The sequence below is a fragment of the Burkholderia lata genome, from assembly GCF_000012945.1.
In the GTDB taxonomy this organism is placed as follows: Bacteria; Pseudomonadota; Gammaproteobacteria; order Burkholderiales; family Burkholderiaceae; genus Burkholderia; species Burkholderia lata.
Genome location: NC_007510.1, coordinates 1,845,694 through 1,862,346, shown reverse-complemented (window position 1 = coordinate 1,862,346; position 16,653 = coordinate 1,845,694). Strand labels below are relative to the sequence as shown.

General features: G+C 68.2%; 15 protein-coding genes. 6 read left to right on the top strand and 9 right to left on the bottom strand.

All coding sequences use genetic code 11. The features are described 5' to 3' along the window. Positions 1 to 7 precede the first annotated feature (7 nt). The 5 genes from BCEP18194_RS14330 to BCEP18194_RS14310 all read right to left on the bottom strand — a co-directional run bounded on the left by BCEP18194_RS14330 (position 8) and on the right by BCEP18194_RS14310 (position 5,490). The gene (locus tag BCEP18194_RS14330) at positions 8 to 1,336 is read right to left on the bottom strand and encodes an MFS transporter (RefSeq protein WP_011351997.1); all 1,329 of its coding nucleotides are present in this window, start codon (positions 1,334 to 1,336) and stop codon (positions 8 to 10) included. A gap of 163 nt (positions 1,337 to 1,499) precedes the next feature. After that, the gene (locus BCEP18194_RS14325; RefSeq protein WP_011351996.1) at positions 1,500 to 2,555 is read right to left on the bottom strand and encodes a 3-keto-5-aminohexanoate cleavage protein; all 1,056 of its coding nucleotides are present in this window, start codon (positions 2,553 to 2,555) and stop codon (positions 1,500 to 1,502) included. Between the two features lie 120 nt (positions 2,556 to 2,675). Next, positions 2,676 to 3,524 carry a TauD/TfdA dioxygenase family protein gene (locus BCEP18194_RS14320; RefSeq protein ID WP_011351995.1) on the bottom strand — a complete coding sequence of 283 codons (849 nt, stop codon included), beginning with the start codon at positions 3,522 to 3,524 and terminating at the stop codon, positions 2,676 to 2,678. 10 nt (positions 3,525 to 3,534) lie between these two features. Further along, positions 3,535 to 4,515 (bottom strand): quinone oxidoreductase family protein, encoded by a 981-nt coding sequence (locus BCEP18194_RS14315; RefSeq protein ID WP_011351994.1) that lies wholly within the window; start codon positions 4,513 to 4,515, stop codon positions 3,535 to 3,537. Between the two features lie 18 nt (positions 4,516 to 4,533). Continuing rightward, positions 4,534 to 5,490 (bottom strand): universal stress protein, encoded by a 957-nt coding sequence (locus tag BCEP18194_RS14310; protein ID WP_041492831.1) that lies wholly within the window; start codon positions 5,488 to 5,490, stop codon positions 4,534 to 4,536. 243 nt (positions 5,491 to 5,733) lie between these two features. Here BCEP18194_RS14310 and BCEP18194_RS14305 point away from each other — a divergent pair, with 243 nt between their 5' ends. The 3 genes from BCEP18194_RS14305 to BCEP18194_RS14295 all read left to right on the top strand — a co-directional run bounded on the left by BCEP18194_RS14305 (position 5,734) and on the right by BCEP18194_RS14295 (position 10,672). Further along, a complete protein-coding gene (locus tag BCEP18194_RS14305) occupies positions 5,734 to 8,436 on the top strand; it encodes a LuxR C-terminal-related transcriptional regulator (RefSeq protein WP_011351992.1) in 2,703 nt (900 codons plus the stop codon). Positions 8,437 to 8,666: 230 nt separating this feature from the next. Further along, positions 8,667 to 9,791 (top strand): porin, encoded by a 1,125-nt coding sequence (locus BCEP18194_RS14300; protein WP_011351991.1) that lies wholly within the window; start codon positions 8,667 to 8,669, stop codon positions 9,789 to 9,791. Between the two features lie 176 nt (positions 9,792 to 9,967). Next, a complete protein-coding gene (locus BCEP18194_RS14295; protein WP_011351990.1) occupies positions 9,968 to 10,672 on the top strand; it encodes a glutathione S-transferase N-terminal domain-containing protein in 705 nt (234 codons plus the stop codon). 134 nt (positions 10,673 to 10,806) lie between these two features. Here the strand turns inward: BCEP18194_RS14295 and BCEP18194_RS14290 are convergent, their stop codons facing one another. Continuing rightward, a complete protein-coding gene (locus BCEP18194_RS14290; RefSeq protein ID WP_011351989.1) occupies positions 10,807 to 11,394 on the bottom strand; it encodes a hypothetical protein in 588 nt (195 codons plus the stop codon). A 244-nt stretch (positions 11,395 to 11,638) separates the two neighbouring features. Here BCEP18194_RS14290 and BCEP18194_RS41170 point away from each other — a divergent pair, with 244 nt between their 5' ends. Further along, positions 11,639 to 12,136, top strand: coding sequence for a hypothetical protein (locus tag BCEP18194_RS41170; protein ID WP_041492830.1), 498 nt, complete (start codon positions 11,639 to 11,641; stop codon positions 12,134 to 12,136). A gap of 249 nt (positions 12,137 to 12,385) precedes the next feature. On the opposite strand, the gene BCEP18194_RS14280 is transcribed toward BCEP18194_RS41170, so the two are convergent. Next, on the bottom strand, positions 12,386 to 12,901 hold the full coding sequence (locus BCEP18194_RS14280; RefSeq protein WP_011351987.1) for a MarR family winged helix-turn-helix transcriptional regulator: 516 nt from the start codon (positions 12,899 to 12,901) through the stop codon (positions 12,386 to 12,388). A gap of 128 nt (positions 12,902 to 13,029) precedes the next feature. Here BCEP18194_RS14280 and BCEP18194_RS14275 point away from each other — a divergent pair, with 128 nt between their 5' ends. Further along, positions 13,030 to 14,208, top strand: coding sequence for an MFS transporter (locus tag BCEP18194_RS14275; protein WP_011351986.1), 1,179 nt, complete (start codon positions 13,030 to 13,032; stop codon positions 14,206 to 14,208). 91 nt (positions 14,209 to 14,299) lie between these two features. Here the strand turns inward: BCEP18194_RS14275 and BCEP18194_RS39650 are convergent, their stop codons facing one another. Then, the gene (locus tag BCEP18194_RS39650) at positions 14,300 to 14,836 is read right to left on the bottom strand and encodes a MarR family winged helix-turn-helix transcriptional regulator (protein WP_011351985.1); all 537 of its coding nucleotides are present in this window, start codon (positions 14,834 to 14,836) and stop codon (positions 14,300 to 14,302) included. Between the two features lie 141 nt (positions 14,837 to 14,977). Here BCEP18194_RS39650 and BCEP18194_RS14265 point away from each other — a divergent pair, with 141 nt between their 5' ends. After that, on the top strand, positions 14,978 to 15,889 hold the full coding sequence (locus BCEP18194_RS14265) for a DMT family transporter (RefSeq protein ID WP_011351984.1): 912 nt from the start codon (positions 14,978 to 14,980) through the stop codon (positions 15,887 to 15,889). Here the strand turns inward: BCEP18194_RS14265 and cobM are convergent, their stop codons facing one another. Then, positions 15,890 to 16,618, bottom strand: a complete 729-nt coding sequence (cobM, locus tag BCEP18194_RS14260; RefSeq protein ID WP_011351983.1) for a precorrin-4 C(11)-methyltransferase — start codon at positions 16,616 to 16,618, stop codon at positions 15,890 to 15,892. Positions 16,619 to 16,653 lie beyond the last annotated feature (35 nt).

Below are 16,653 nucleotides of genomic sequence, written 5' to 3'. Positions count from 1 at the left end.
GAAACGTTCAGGAAAGTTGGGACGCGCGCCGTTCGCGTTCGACGCGCGCGAGGTCGGCCACATAGCTCGCGCGTCCGATCGCGAACAGCACGGCGGCCATGAGCGGCACGACGGGAATCCATTGCAGTGCGCCGACGAGCCCGGCGCGATCGGCAACCCACCCCGTCAGCAGCGGGCCCGGCGCCATGCCGAGCAGGTTGTTGGCGAGCGTGAGCGTGGCGAACGCCGATGCGTGGATCGCGGCCGGCGTCAGGTTCGCGACCATCGCGCCCGACGCACCGGACGCGCCCGCGCCGACCAGCATCCCCGCGCAGATCAGCGCGAGCTGCAGCGGCCCGGGCGGCAGCCGGAACGCGATCGCGAGGCAGACGCCCGTGAGGACGCAATACGCGATCGCGGTCAGCCACTTGCGCTTGCCGTCGGTCTTGCCGACGCGGTCGGTGACGATCCCGCAACCGACCATCCCGACGCCCGCGAGCAACACGAAGCCGGCTGCGAGCACGGCCGCGCGGTCGGGCGCCATCGCGTAGTAACGGTTCAGGTAGCTCGGCAGCCACGCGAACAGCGCGCCCGGCACGAACAGGTGCAGCCCGCTGCCGAGATACGCGCAGATCACCGAACGCGATGCGAACAGCCCCGACATCAGCGCGCGCACGTTGCCGCGCAGGTCGCGCGGCGTATTGGCGTCGCGCCGGCACGGTTCGATGCGATACGCGGCGAGCCGACGTTCGGTCACGACGCAGCGATACGCGACGAGCAGCACGATGCCGAGCGCGGCCATCACGCCGAACGACCAGCGCCAGCCGAGATGCGCGCCGACCAGTCCGCCGAGCGCCATCCCGAACACCGAGCCGAACGCGCCGCCGGCCATGAACGCGCCGGTCAGCGTCGCGCGCAGCCGTGCCGGAAAGATGCTGAGGATCAGCGCGACGCCGACGCTGCCGTACGCGGCTTCGCCGAGCCCGACGAGGCCGCGCGCGACGAGCATCTCCGTGTAGTTGGTCGACAGCGCGCAGCCGAGCGTCGCGACGCTCCACAACGCGGCCATCAGCACGATGCTGCGCACGCGCCCGAAGCGGTCGGCGAGCACCGACAGCGGAAACGTCAGCAGCCCGACCAGCAGCGCGACGACGCCGGACAGCGAACCGAGCTGCGTGTCCGACAGCGCCCACGCGTGCTTGAGCAGCGGGAACACGGCGTTGAGCACCTGCCGCGACATGTAGTCCGACAGCAGCATGCCGACGGTCAGCCCGAACACGAGCCACGCATACGCGGGCGCGCGCCGGCCGGCGGCGGCGACGTCCTGCATCGACGGCTCGACATGATGGATCAGCATGCGTGTCTCCTCCGGCACCAGAGCGGTCGTGCTCCGGCGCGGCTTGCGTGGCCCCGCTCCGTGGTCCGGAGTCAGCCCCCGCGCCGTGCGCGGGGATGGGTGCCACGCCACAACGATCGGCGGGCGGCGGCCGCGAGGGCCGCCTGCCCGGATGCGCGGCGCGTCAGGCGGCCCGCAGCGGCACGTTCGCCTGGCCCGGCCGGCGGTTCGGTGCCATTCCGAGGTGTGCGAGCGTCTCGTCGATGCCGTCGTACTGCACGCCGATCCGGTAGATCGCCTTCGCCTCCTTGCCGGTGGCGATGTCGCGGCCGAGTTCGCGCGCGATCCGTGCGCACTGCTCGACCTGCTGCACCGACGTCATCCGGTTGCCCTTCTGGTCGATGATCGTGTCCTCGATCCCGCAGCGCGGATGCAGGCCCAGCGCCATCGCGACCGTGTTGATCGGCAGCACGTTCTTCATCAGCGATTCGAGCGTGATGCACGCGCCGTCCGGGCAGCGCCGCACGAATTCCATGAAGTTGTACGGATTCGGGCCGTCGAAGCCGCCGCCGATGCCGACCCACGTGACGTTCAGCGGGCCGCGATAGACGCCGCGGCGGATGATCCGTTCGAGCGTTTCCAGCGCGTGCATGCCGGTGAGCTGGAAATGCGGCTGGATGCCGGCCGCCTGCAGGCGGCGCAGGTGCTCGTCGACCCAGCCGGGGCCGGCCGGCACCGTCATCTCGCGGTAGGCGTCCCACAGCGCGGCTTCGTTCAGCGACGTGCCCGCGATGTCCTTGCGGTTCATCAGCTCGGTGATGTTCATCTGCACGGTGTTGATCGCGACCGTCACCTGGTCGGGCTTCGGCGTCAGCTCGGCGAGCATGTGGCGCGTGTCGTCGGACAGCCATTTCGCGTCGGCGCCCTCGCCTTCCGGCGCGAACGAGATCGAGCCGCCCACCTGCAGGATCATGTCGGGCACCGCCTCGCGCAGCCGGCCGAGCAGCTCGTTGAACTTCGACAGCCGCTTGCTGCCCTTGCCGTCGAGCTCGCGCACATGCATGTGCAGCACCGTGGCGCCCGCGTTGTAGCAGTCGACGGCCTTCTGCACGTGCTCGTCCATCGTCACCGGAATGTCTTCCGGAAAATCGGCCGGCATCCATTCGGGGCCGTACGGCGCGACCGTGATGACCACCTTGTCCTGGTTTTCCGGGTGCAGCGAATCGTCGAGAAATTGCATGTCGTCCTCCAGTGGAAATCGTTGTATTTCGGGCGTACGGGCGTGCGTATCCCGCCACGCCGGGCGGGAGGCCCGGCGCGTTGCATGGTTTTTCAGAGACCGGTTACGGGCCTGCCGTGCTCAGAACGGCACGTCGCCGACGATGCCCGCGCGCTCCATCTTGCGCACGCACGGCGGGTAGTCCATCACCGCGTAGTGCTGGGTGCTGCGGTTGTCCCAGATCGCGACGCTGTTCTTCTTCCAGCGCCAGCGCACCTGGTACTCGGGGATATAAGCCTGGCTGATCAGGTATTGCAGCAACTGGCCGGCGCCGGGATTCGCATCCTGCCCGACCCGCACGCGCGCCGGCGTGTGGAAGTTCGTGAAATGCGTCGCGAACGCATTCACGTACAGCACCTTCTCGCCGGTTTCGGGATGCGTGCGCACGACCGGATGCTCGGCGTCCGGGTACTGCGCCTTCAGCGCGAGGCGTTTGTCGATCGGCATCGCGGCGCCGAAGCTCGCCTCGATGCTGTGGCGCGCGCGCAAGTCGTCGATCTGCTGCTTCACGTGCGCCGGCAAGCGCTCGTAGGCGAGCACCATGTTCGCCCACATCGTGTCGCCGCCAACCGGCGGACCGTCGATGCAGCGCAGCACACAGCCGAACGGCGGCGCCACGCGCCAGCTCGCATCGCTGTGCCACGCATTCTCGTAGCGGTCGTTCGGCTGGTCGGGCGACTTGTAGATCCGCACGAGCCCCGGGTGTTCGGGATCGCTGCCGGCAACCGGGTGATCCTCGAGCTCGCCGAAGCGTCGCGCGAACGCGACGTGCTCGGCGCGCGTGATGTCCTGATCGCGCAGGAACAGCACGCGATGCCGGAGCAATTGCGCACGGATCTCGGCGAACAGGCCGTCGTCGTGCACGGCGTCGGCGAGGCTCACATCCAGCAGTTCCGCGCCGATCGCGCAGGTCAGGGGTTCGACTCGCATGCGCGTCTCCTCAGACGATGAACACCGACGAACCGGTCGTCTTGCGCGATTCGAGATCGCGGTGCGCCTGCGCGGCATCCTGCAGCGCGTAGCGCTGGTTGATCTCGATCCGGATCCGGCCGGCCGCGACGTGCGCAAACAGTTCGCCGGCCAGGTCGTTCTTCTCGGCCGGATCGGCGATGTAGTCGGCCAGCGCCGGGCGCGTCAGGTACAGCGAGCCCTTCATCGCGAGGCGCTGCGGATCGAACGGCGGGATCGGGCCCGACGCGGTGCCGACGCACACCATCAGCCCGCGCCGCTTCAGCGAATCGAGCGAGCCTTCGAAGGTGTCCTTGCCGACGCTGTCGAACACGACGTCGACGCCTGCGCCGTCCGTCAGTTCGCGCACGCGCTTCGCGACGTCCTCGCGGCTGTAGTCGATCGTATGGTCGCAACCGTGGGCGCGGGCGATCCCGGCCTTGTGCTCGCTGGAGACGGTGCCGATCACGTTGAGCCCGAGCAGCTTCGCCCATTGCGACACGATCAGTCCGACGCCGCCGGCGGCCGCGTGCAGCAGGATCGTGTCGCCCGGCGCGAACGCATGGATGCGGCGCAGCAGATAGGCGGACGTCAGGCCGCGCATCGTCATCGCCGCGGCCGTTTCGCACGAAATGCCGGCCGGCAGCCGCACGAGCGGCGCGGCGGGGATCAGCCGTTCGGTGCTGTACGCGCCGAGCGTGTTCAGGAAGCCCGTGTAGGTCACGCGGTCGCCGACGGCGACGTTCGTCACGCCGGGGCCGACCGCTTCGACCACGCCGGCCGCCTCGACGCCGAGGCCGGCAGGCAGCGGCACCGGGTACAGGCCGCTGCGGAAGTACGTGTCGGCGAAATTCAGCCCGACCGCGTCGTGCCGCAGGCGCACCTGGCCGGGGCCCGGGTCGCCGACGTCGACTTCCTCCCAGCGCAGGACCTCGGGACCGCCGGTTTCGTGGAATCGCACTGCATGTGCCATGTTGTTCTCCGTAAGGTGTCAGTCGGATGCGCGTGGCGCATCGTCGGGTTCGTTCGGTTCGTTCGCGCGTGGCGGCGTCGCGGTTGCGCCGTCCGCCAGCGATTCATCCAGTCCGGCCCAGTCCGCGTCGCCGAGATAGCGCCGCGCGGCCGGGAAAATCACGCCTTCCATCCGCCCCATCTGCTCGAATGCGCCGTGCGCATAGCGGGCGAGCGCCGTGTCGAACGCGGCCGACGGCAGCCCGTCCGCGGCGATCCGCATGAGCGCGTCGAGCGCTTGCGTATCGCGTTGCCGCTGGCGGTCGAGTTCGTCCAGTTCGGCCGCGACGCACTCCGCACGGATGCGCAATGCCGCGAAGAGGCGCGCTTCGGCGGCCGTGCCGACCCGGGCGCGCTGCAGTGCGGCGAGCGATGCCAGCGCATCCTGCGTGTCGGCTGCTTGCTGCTGTGGCTCGCTCAAGGCGGTGCCGGTCGCCATCAACGCATGCAGCCACGCTTCGACGGCACGATGCGCATCAAAACAACGCGCCATCACACGCGCCTCGGCAGGCGATCGCCGCGACGTGCACACGAGCACCGGCACGCCACTCGTCGCGAGCAGGCGCTGGCGGTGCGCGCAGGCTGCCGGGTCGGCATCGTGCGGCAGCGCCGCGACGCCGATCAGGTCGCAGCCGAGTTCGGCCGCCAGTGCGCCGGGCGCCGCATCGTCAGCCGCCGGGTGGCCGGCCCCCGGATGGCCGGCCCCCGGATGGCCGGCCCCCGCGATCGCATGGGACAGCCCCTGCGCCCGCGCGGCGGCTTCCACTTTCGCACCGTGCTCCGGCAGCCGCGCTCCGGATAAACGCGAGTCCGGCGCGGCGCCGGGCAGCAGGAACGTGACTCGGGCGCCGACCGCGCGTGCCAGTTCGAGCGCATGGCCGATCGCGTCGATGCCGCCGGGCGTGCCGTCGACCGTCACGAGCAGATGGCGGTACATCGTGCCGCTCCGCTTATCCGGCGAGCGGCGCGCTGCGCCGCGTGCCGGTCGATACGATGTTCATGGGCAGGCTCCTCGTGGTGTTCGTCATGTATCGGAACCCATGCTATCGATGCGGTGCCGGTGCGGCCCCACTCGTCGCGGGGGGGATTGACGCGCGAACGCGGTTCGACCGATCCTTCCCCCCACACCCACCCCGGACGATGGCCCGCACGGCACCGCCGGATTCCGACTGCTGCCCCGATGGCCCACCCACCCGATCGCGCCGACGCGCCTCCCACCGAACTGGTCCTGAAGACGACCGCACCGCGCGTGCCGGCGCAGTTGCTGGCCCGCGCGCGGCTGAGCCTCGCCGCGCCCGCTTTCGACGGCCGGCCGGTCACGCTCGTGCAGGCGCCGGCCGGTTACGGCAAGACGTCGCTGCTCGCGCAATGGCGCCGCGAAACCCTTGCGCTCGGCCGTGCGGTCGTGTGGCTGTCGGCCGACGAGCGCGACGATGCGGCGCGGTTGCTGCAGGGGCTCGTGCAGGCGGTGCGGACCGGCTGCGCGCGGCCCGGCTTCGGGCGCCTGATCCCGGTCGGCGCGGCCGACGCGGCGCGTGCGCTGGAAGGCGTGACCGCATGGCTGGCCGAGGTCGCGCAACTGTCGATCGATGCGCTGCTGATCGTCGACGATGCGGAGCGGCTGCCGCCCGCCGGCCTCGACGCGCTGACCTACGTGCTGCACAACGCACCGCAAAACCTGCATGTCGTCGTCGCCGCGCGGCGCGGGCTCGACCACGTGGCCGGCGATCTGCTCGCCGGCGGGCAATGCACGCTCGCCGGCCCCGACGAGCTGCGCTTCACGCTCGACGAGACGATCGCGCTGGTCGGCGCGCGCTTTGCGCAGAAAGTCGACGCCGACGCGTGCGCGCGGCTGTTCGAGCGCGTCGACGGCTGGCCGCTCGGCCTGCAGCTCGCGATGGCCGCGATGGCGCGTTCGGCCGACCCGCGCCAGGCGGTCGACGCGCTCGCCGCCCGCGTGGACGGCACGCGCGACCGGCTCGTCGAGCTGCTGCTCACGAACCTGTCGGCCGACGACACCGCATTCCTGACCCGCACGAGCGTTGCCGATCGCCTGCATCCGTCGCTGTGCGCCGCGCTGCTCGACGACGCCGACGCGCCCGACCGCCTCGCGCGGCTCGCACGCGACACGCCGCTGTTCATTGCGTCGGACGATTCGGACTGGTGCCGGCTGCATCCGCTCGTGCGCGACACGCTGCGCGACCGTCTGGCCGCGGGCCCGGAAGCCGAACGCAGCGCGCTGCATGCGCGTGCGGCCGCCTGGCTCGACGCGCACGGGATGACCGAGGAAGCCGCCCGCCACGCGTATGCGGCCGGCCAGTTCGAGGTGGCGTACGCGCTCGCGCAGCGCTGCCTCGAGGATGCGATCAAGCAGGGCCGCATCAACGACGTGCTGGACTGGCTCGCGCTGCTGCCCGATGCGGAGCTCGACAAGCGTCCGACGCTACGCGTCGCGGTGGCGTGGGCGCTGGCGCTCGGCGAGCGCCATGTCGAGGCGCAGCGCCAGATCGCGGGCATCCTCGCGGATCCCGGCACGCCCGCGGCGATGCGCTACGAATGCGCGCTGATCCTCAGCGCGGCCGCGTATTACGCCGACGAAATCGACCGCTTCGTCGAGCTGTTCGAACCGTGGGCCGACTTCACGCCGCCGGCGGCGACGTGGCTCGCGCAAATGCACGCGAACCGGCTGTCGGCGCGCGCGATCATCGTCGGCGAACCGGCGCAAGCGCGCCGTTTTCAGCACGCGGCGCCGCGCGGCGAGACGGCGGCCGGGTTCGGCTATGTCGCGCGCTGGGGCGAGCTGATCACGGGCCTGAGCTACCTGCGCGAGGGCCAGGTCCGGCTGGCCGACGACGCGCTGTCGCCGGCGCTCGCGCGTGCGGAAGCCGATCTCGGGCGCCGCCATCCGCTCACCTGCATGCTCGCGGCGATGTGCGCGGCGCTCGCGTACGAGGCCGACCGCGTCGACCAGGCGGCCGCGTTGCTCGCAAACCGGCTCGACGTACTCGAACATGCGGGCACGCCCGATACCGTGCTGCTCGGCTATCGCACCGCCGCGCGCATCGCGCTGCTGCGCGGCGTCGAGCACCGTGCGATCGACCTGCTCGAAGCGCTCGACGCGATGGGCGTCGCGCGGCGCCTGCCGCGCCTGTCGGTCGCGAGTCTCGCCGAACAGGTGCGCATACATGCGGCACGCTATCGCGAGGCGACCTGCCACGCGCTCGTCGAGCGGATCGATGCGATCGCCGCAGCCGAGTTTCCGTCGCACGGGCCGCTGTGGCGGCGGCCCGTCGTGCTACTGCAGGCAACCGCGCACGCCGGCGCGGCGCTGGCCGCGCGCCGCTGGGATGACGCAAGCGCCGCGCTTGACGAAGCCGCGGTGCTGGCCCGCGAAATGAGCATGGGGCAGGCACGCATCGAGATCATGGCGCTCAGCGCGTTCGCACTCGAACAGTCAGGCGGCGGTGGCCGCGCGCGGCTCGACGAGGCGATGAACCTCGCCGACCTGTTCGGGCTGATGCGCACGCTTGCCGACGCGCATCCGGCCATCGCCGACTGGGCGCGCCGCGCCGGCGACGAGGCAGCCGCCGGTACCGGCCCCGCGCGGCACGCGCTGCCGCAGCCACGCATCGTGCCGCCCGCCCCGCGCGCCGCGGCCAGCCCGCGCGCGGTGCCGAGCGTCGTGCTGACGCCGAAGGAGCGCGCGATTCTCGAATTGCTCGCGCGCAACCTGTCGAACAAGGAGATCGCGGTGGCGCTCGCCGTCGGCGAGGAAACCGTGAAGTGGCACCTGAAGAACCTGTTCGGCAAGCTCGACGCCAGCTCGCGCAAGCATGCGGTGCGCCGTGCGCTGGTGCTCGGCCTGCTCGAAAGCGCGCCCTGACGCTGTAACGCCGGCTCCGCCATTCGGGCGTATTGCCGCGCCCGCCTCCCTCCGATTCTCCGCAACCCTGCCCCCCGTGCGTGGGGGGGAGCGGCCGCCCGCCGTTGCGTAGTCTTTCAGCACGGCTCGCACCGGCGATGCATTTCTCGTGTTCCCGCCAGCCTCGATGCTTCCCCGCTTCACCCGGACGGGCTCGATCCCGTCCGGTCCAATACGACCCTGGAGACTTCATGAAGACGAAACTGGCCGCGCTCGCGGCGCTTGCCGGCTGTTCGGCGCTCGCGCACGCGCAATCCTCCGTCACGCTCTATGGCGTGATCGACTCGGGCCTGGTGTACCAGAGCACGTCGGCGGCGTCGTTCAGCCCGACCGCGCCGAACACGGGCAAGGTGTTCCGCATGAAGGACGGCGGCATCTACTCGAGCTTCTGGGGCATCAAGGGCAGCGAGGACATCGGCGGCGGCTATAAGGTCAACTTCAAACTGCAGGGCTCGTTCGACAGCGGCAGCGGCAAGCTGCAGCTGAGCGACACGCCGGGCGCCGTCGCGATCTTCAACCAGGTCGCGTCGCTCGGCGTGTCGGGCCCGTTCGGCTCGTTCACGGCCGGCCGCCAGATCGTGCCGATGATCTACGCGATGGCCGACACCGACGTGCGCAACGCGCAGTTCTTCGGCAGCGTGCTGATCGCGTGGCTCGGCCTGAACACGGCGGCCGGCTGGTCGGGGACGAGCACCAACGCAGCGATCGGCGCGCTGTACGACAGTAATGCGCTCGTCTACCAGTCGCCGACCTTCGCGGGTGCGTCGATCGCGCTCGAATACGCGCCGGGCGGTGTGGCCGGGCAGTTCCAGGGCGGCACGCGCGAATCGGTCGTGCTGAAGTATGCGAACTACGGGCTCAACGCTTCGGCCGTCTACTACAACGGGCACGACACGAGCCCGGCGCCCGGCGTCGCGCCGACCGGCGTCGACAACAACCGCTTCTTCTACGTCGGCGCGAAATACACGATCCACGATTTCTCGGTATCGGCGTCGTACGGCAACGGCAGGAATCCGTCGCATGCGGACAAGGTGAACCTCGACATGCTGTCGGCCGGCATCGGCTATCGCTTCACGCCCGCGCTGCAGGTGACGTCGGCGGTGTATTACCTGAAGGACCGCAACGTCTCGGCGAACAAGTCGACGGCGGTCGTGCTCGCGGCCGACTACAGCCTGTCGAAGCGGACGATGGTCTATGCGCAGGTCGGCCACGTGAACAACCGCGGCACGATGGACCAGATGCTCGTGTACGGGCAGCCGGTCGCGCCGGGCGTCGGCACGACGGCCGCGATGATCGGGCTGCGGCACAACTTCTGATCTCTGCCGGCGGCGGCTCCCGGCGGTGTGGCGGCCACCATCGGCATCGATCGCCGGGATCGGCTACAGTGGGCGTTTTCGGCGCGCTCTGCCCTGCCGCCGCCGCGTCGCGAACCGTGCGCGAGCGCGGATGCATCGGCGGAGCGCGGATTCTCCACTTCGACGAGCGAACCTTCATGTCCGACCTGTCCGCCTTCCCGATCACGCAAAAATGGCCGGCCCAGCATCCCGACCGCCTCCAGCTCTACTCGCTGCCGACGCCGAACGGCGTCAAGGTGTCGATCATGCTCGAGGAAACCGGCCTGCCGTACGAGCCGCACCTCGTGCGCTTCGACACGAACGACCAGTTGTCGCCGGCATTCCTGTCGCTGAACCCGAACAACAAGATCCCGGCGATCATCGATCCGAACGGCCCGGACGGCAAGCCGCTGCCGCTGTTCGAATCGGGCGCGATCCTGATCTATCTCGCGGACAAGACGAGTCAGTTGATCCCGAAGGATCTCGCGGGCCGCTACGAGACGATCCAGTGGGTGATGTTCCAGATGGGCGGCATCGGGCCGATGTTCGGCCAGGTCGGCTTCTTTCATAAGTTCGCCGGCCGCGACTACGAGGACAAGCGCCCGCGTGATCGTTATGTCGACGAGTCGAAGCGCCTGCTCGGCGTGCTCGACGCGCATCTCGAGAACCGCCAGTGGGTGATGGGCGATATGTACACGATCGCCGATATTGCGATCTTTCCGTGGGTGCGGAATCTTGTCGGGTTCTATGAGGCCGGGGATCTGGTTGGGTTTAGTGAATTCCGGAACGTCCAGCGGGTGCTTGAAGCGTTCGTTGCGCGGCCGGCTGTTGCTCGCGGGCTCAATATTCCGGCGCGGGGGTGATGGGTTGAGCGGGCGCACGCTGTGCGGGCCGCGAACTGAAAAGCCCGCCGCATTGCGCGGCGGGTTTTTTTTGTGCATGGCGAATTTCCGGGGAACGCCGGGAAGATTGTCGGTGTTCGGACAGAAGCAGCCAATCAGGCGACGTCTAAAAAGCGGTCCATCCATGACGGAAGCCGCAATGGCTCAGACTCGAACACACGCATCAGTTGATCAGCCGCAGGGCGGTAGAAGACATCGGACTCGAAATCGATGACGCCATCTTGTATGCCTAGCCGTTGACCGTTCAAACTCTCCGAAGAGACCACATAGGCATGCTGTTCGAAAAGCAAGAACAGATAAATGAGCCTTGCGATGGTTAGCTCATCAGAAACGTCGAGGTTCGCGTTTGCGGCCCCTTCGAACAAAAGAGATCGGGACCAAACATCGATATCACGGCCCAGGCCGGTGTTGGGTCCGAGCACGGTATCGATGAACTGAAGCTCGTCCCCGCGGAACGCGCTCGAATTGTCGATCTGGAATATTTTCCACTTGCCTGCGGGCAACCAGCCGGCCGCGTGATGCGCAAACACGTACAGTTCCCGCGAATTAGTGGGCGCACTGTACGGCAGGTAGGTGCGTACAGTTCTTTCACGCGGTATGTCGGCGATTTGATTCCAACTTCCTATCTGCATGCCTATAGTCTGCAGGTATTCATCAGCCTCGGCAGTTGTCAGCAATCTCATGGGAGCGTCCTTTTGCGTTCAGGCTCAGGGAGGCAACATGTTGATAGGGAAGTATATATAGTTCGACCGGCCGCTTACTGACAAGGCGACCGCCCGCGTCAGTCAGAAGCGGTCTTCCAACAGTTGGGGCTAGATCGTTGACACCAGGGCTCCACGGACGCATGCTCCAACCCAATCGCCCGCGATGTTCCGGTGAGAACCATCCGCGTTGCGATGCGACCGATCCTGCGAATCGGAGGTGGCAATGGCAAAAAGTCGGAAGCTGGTCTCCCAACGACGCACTGCGATACACGCGGGATTATGGGTGCCGCTTTATTTTGCGCTCGTACCTTGGGCGTCGCTCGCATCCCCTCGGCAAGACCTCGAAGTACTGGGAAAGCGATTTCGCATTGAAATCGACAAGGCGTATCAGAAGGTCCCCAAAAGCGGCTCGACCCAAGAGATAGATAAAGCCGGGGACATTACTTGGCTCGCAGTTCGCTACATTCCGCTCGGAAGTTCATTTGACGACGCCGAAATTATTCTTCGCGCCGCCGGATTTGCAGTCGGAGCACGGCCGGGACCAAACCAGCCGGGGAGTCTACCGCATAGATATGATGTTGTTGCGCGGATAGAGCAGTACCGTACAAGCTTGCTTTTCTCGCGCACCGACGTGTCCGTACTTCTTTCGCCCAAAGCTCCCGGCGATTTTCAAGATGGTGTTTCGGCGGTTTTCGCATCGTTTACGACGAGTTATTTGTAGCGAAATTGCACGCATCCAGGTCGCGACGTACTGTTCGATAGTTGGTTGTACATGCGCGAGTACGAGATTGAGGTAGCGTTTGCCGGTATGTCGTTGGGTCGCGTGCTCATATGACATGGGAAAGTTGCTTTGGCGAGCCATTCACGACGGCAAGCGGATGACCGCTCCGGGTCGGTAAGCGACGTTCGAGAAAATTCACGAAGAACTCTTTTGCCCGCCTCCTGCGTTTGCATAACTCATTCCGCGACGCTACTTTCCCTCAGCCCCTTTCAGCGCCCCGTCCCCCAACCCCGCCAGCAGCTTTCCCAGCAGTTCCGACAACTGCGCCTGTTCCGCATCCGACAGCACGCCCAGCAACTCCCGCTGATTGTCGATATGCGCGACAACCGCTTCATCGATCAGCGCGCGACCGGTCTCCGTCAGCGCCACAAGCGTCCCACGCCCATCCGCCGGATTCGGCCGGCGCTCCACCCACCCTGCTTTCTGCAACCGGTCGATCCGCGCAGTCATCCCACCCGACGACATCATCAGCGCGTCGTAAAGCGCCGTCGGCGTCAACGCGAACGGCGCCCCGCCACGCCTCAGCGTCGCCAGCACGTCGAACTCACCCGGCTGCATCCCGTAGCGCGCGAACAGCGGATTGAGACGGTCGCGCGCGATCACGAGCGCCGCTTCCTGCAGCCGCCCCGTCACCACCATCGACGACGCGTCGAGATCCGGACGCTCGGCGCGCCATTGTGCGAGCGCATGTGCGGCTCGATCCATTAACCCTCCTCGGCTCACCAGTTATCTTGACGTCGAGATAAATCACCGTTTATCTTGATGTCGAGATACTTTACATGAAAACGCGCGGCGCCTCACCGGGGTCGCGCACCGATATCGAGGGTCTTGCAATGAATCGCTTCACTTCCCCCGGATGGCGGCTCGCCGCCATCGTCCTTGTCGGGCTGAACCTGCGGCCGGCGCTCGCCGCGGTCGGCCCGCTGCTCGACATGATCCAGCGCACGACCGGCATCAGCGACGGCGCGGCCAGCCTGCTGACGACGATCCCGATCCTGCTGATGGGGCTCGGCGCGCTGAGTGCGCGGCGCCTGCAGCGCCTGACCGGCATCGCGGGCGGCGTCTGGCTCGGCGTCGCGCTGATCGGGCTGGCCTGCGTGTCGCGCGTCGGCGCGCAGCACGCATGGCTGCTGCTCGCGAGCGCCTGCTGCGCAGGCGTCGGGATCGCGATGGTGCAGGCGCTGCTGCCTGGCTTCGTGAAGGCGAATTTCTCGACGCGGATCGGCGGGGCGATGGGCGTCTATTCGACGTCGATCATGGGCGGCGCCGTGCTCGCGAGCGTTATCGCGCCGTTTGCCGCGGCGCGCTGGGGCTGGCTTCCCGCGCTCGCGGGCTGGGCGCTGCCGGCCGCGGTGGCTGCTCTGGCCTGGCCGCTGGCCAGTCGCGGCGGCGACGCATTCGCCGCCGGGCCGACGTCGGCGTCGAACACGCAGCCGTCGCGCTCGCCGCGCGCGTGGCGGCTCGCGCTGTTCTTCGGCATCGCGACGGGCGCGTACACGCTCGTGCTCGCGTGGCTGCCGCCGTACTACATGCGGCTCGGCTGGTCGCCGACGGCGGCCGGCAGCCTGCTCGGCGGCGTGACGCTCGCGGAAGTCGTCGCGGGGCTGACGATCTCGGCGATGATCGACCGCCTGCCCGATCGCCGGCCCGCGCTGCATGCGGCGATCGCGTCGCTGTTCGTCGGCTTGCTGGTGATGCTGGTCGCACCGGAAGCGCTTGCGCTACCGGCCGCGCTGTTGATGGGTGCGGGGATCGGCGCGCTGTTTCCGCTGTCGCTGATCGTCACCGTTGACCACGCCGCGACACCGGCCGATGCCGCGTCGCTGACGGGGTTCGTGCAGGGCATCGGCTACCTGATCGCCGGGCTGTTCCCGTTCGCGGCGGGCATCGTGCGCCAGCACCTCGCGGACCTGTCACCCGCGTGGATCGCGATGGCCTGCCTGTGTGTCGCGCTGTTCGCGCTGGCGGCGGGGTTTGCACCGAAGCGGGTGCTGCACGTCGCGCGTGCGTAGCGCGTTTTGCCCCGCCGCGATCGGATAAGGCGTTGTTCGGGATCTGACTGACTGAGCGCGGCGCGCGGCGTGCCGGTGCACCGCGCCTGCGTCAGCCACCCGCTTCCTGCCCCGCCTCGAACCGCCGATACGCACGCTCGGACGGGCAGCGCCGCAAATCGCACGCGTCTTCGTCGCACTGCCGGCACACGCGGATCGCATTCTGCATGTCGTCGGCCAGCGCGCCGACCAGTTGCTCGCAGATCGGCATGAGCTGCGCGCATTGCTCCGGCGTCAACGTGCGCGTGAAGTCCGCGATCGCCGCACCGCGCGCGGCAAGCACCTCCTGCACCGCATCGTGCCCGGCCTCGGTCAGCGTCAGCACGACAGTGCGCTTGTCGTCGCCGGGCTCGCGTGCGGCAAGCCCTTCCTGCACCATCCGCTCGGCGAGCCGCACCGCCGACGAATGCACGAGCATCAATTGCCGTGCCAGCGCGTCGATCGTCAGCGCATGCGATTGCGACAGCAGCACCAGCGCATCCACGCTCGATCCGTGCAGCCCCGTGTCGCGGGCGATGGCGTCCTCTACCCGGTCGTTCAGCCCGAGCGCGAGTGCGCCCAACAAATTGTTCAGGCGTTGCTTTTTCACGTAGGCGCTCCTAGCATATGTGTGCGTCACGCATATAATTTAAACCACCGTTTCACCGATGTCAGCCGCGGCGCGGCCCGCTCGATTCGGGCGGCCGCACGCCCGCATTCTACGGGTCGACAGACCGAGTGGAGTCCACGCATGAACGACAACGCGCGCAAGACCGGATACCTGATCATGGCGACGCTGTGCTGGGGCATCGCCATTCCGTTCAGCAAGATGGTGCTGCCTGCCCTGTCGCCCGCGTGGCTCATCGTGCTGCAGATCGCCGCCAGCGTCGCGGTGCTCGCGTGTCTCGCCGCCGTGCAGCGCGTGAGCCTGCAAGGCATCGCGCCGGCGCAGATCGCCGTGGTGGCGCTGATCGGCATGCTCGAACCGCGCGGTGCGTACTATCTCGGGTTCGTCGGCATGCAATCGACGTCCGCGCTGCACACGGCGGTGATCTTCGCGCTCGAACCGCTCGGTATTCTCGCGTTCAACATCGTGCTGTTCCGGTTCAGGGTCGACGGACGGCTGCTGGTTGCGGGCGTCGTCGCGTTGATGGGTGTCGTCGTCATCACGCTCGGCGATGCATCGGCGGACGGGCACGCGTCGCTGCGCGGCGATGCGTTCGTGTTCGCCGGCGTGATGGTGGCCGCGCTGTACGTGTCGTTGTCGACGCAGGCCGTGACGCTTCCGTCCGCGACGGCGATGCTGCTGATCCAGCAGGCCGGCTCGCTGCTGCTGGCGCTCGTGTTGCTCGGCATCGACGCGGGCGGCAGCGGGCCGCACCGGTTACCGGCGTGGCCGGCCGTGTGGCCCGCGCTGGCGATCGGCGTGCTGCAATTCACGCTCGCTTTCCTGTTCTATTTTCGTGGCGCGCGCGACAACGCATCGTACTGGAGCGTGGTCGTGCTCAACCTGATCCCCGTCGTCGGCATCGCCGCGTCGATCCTGATCCTCGGCGAATCGGCGTCGCCGATCTACTTCGTCGGCGGCGCAATCACGATCGGCGCGGCGCTCTACACGCACCTGCGCGAACGCCGTTCCGAACCCGGGCCGGCCCGTGCGTGATCAGCCCGCGCTCGCGTACAGCGTCGAATCCGCGAACCCTTCGGCGTCGAGCACGCGCCCGATCAGGATCAGCGCCGTGCGCTCGATCTGCGTGCCCTGCACCTTGCCGACGATGTCGGCGAGCGTGCCGGTCACGCGGGCTTCATCGGGCCAGCTTGCGCGATAGATCACCGCGACCGGGCAATCGGCACCGTAATGCGGCAGCACTTCGTCGACGATGCGGGCGAGATGGCGCACGCCGAGATGAATCGCGAGCGTCGCGCGGTGCGCGGCGAGCGAGCCGAGCGCTTCGCCTTCCGGCATTGTCGTCTTGCCCGCGAAGCGCGTGAGGATCACCGTCTGCGCGACGCCGGGCAGCGTTAGCTCGACGCCGAGCGTCGCCGCGCACGCAGCCGTGGCCGTTACGCCGGGCACGATTTCATATGGAATCCCGAGCGCTTTCAATCGGCGAATCTGCTCGCCGATCGCGCCGTACAGCGACGGGTCGCCCGAATGCACGCGCGCGACGTCTTGCCCTTTCGCGTGCGCGCCGGCGAGCAGCGCGACGATGGCGTCGAGGTCGAGCTCGGCCGTATTGACGACCTGCTCCGCGCGATGGCCGTCGAGCACGGCGGCCGGCACCAGCGAACCCGCATACAGGATCACCGGGCACGTGCGTACGAGGCGCTGGCCCTTCACCGTGATCAGCTCCGGGTCGCCGGGGCCCGCGCCGATGAAATACACCGTCATCGAAAAATCTCCGTCAATTCATTGAATGATCCGCC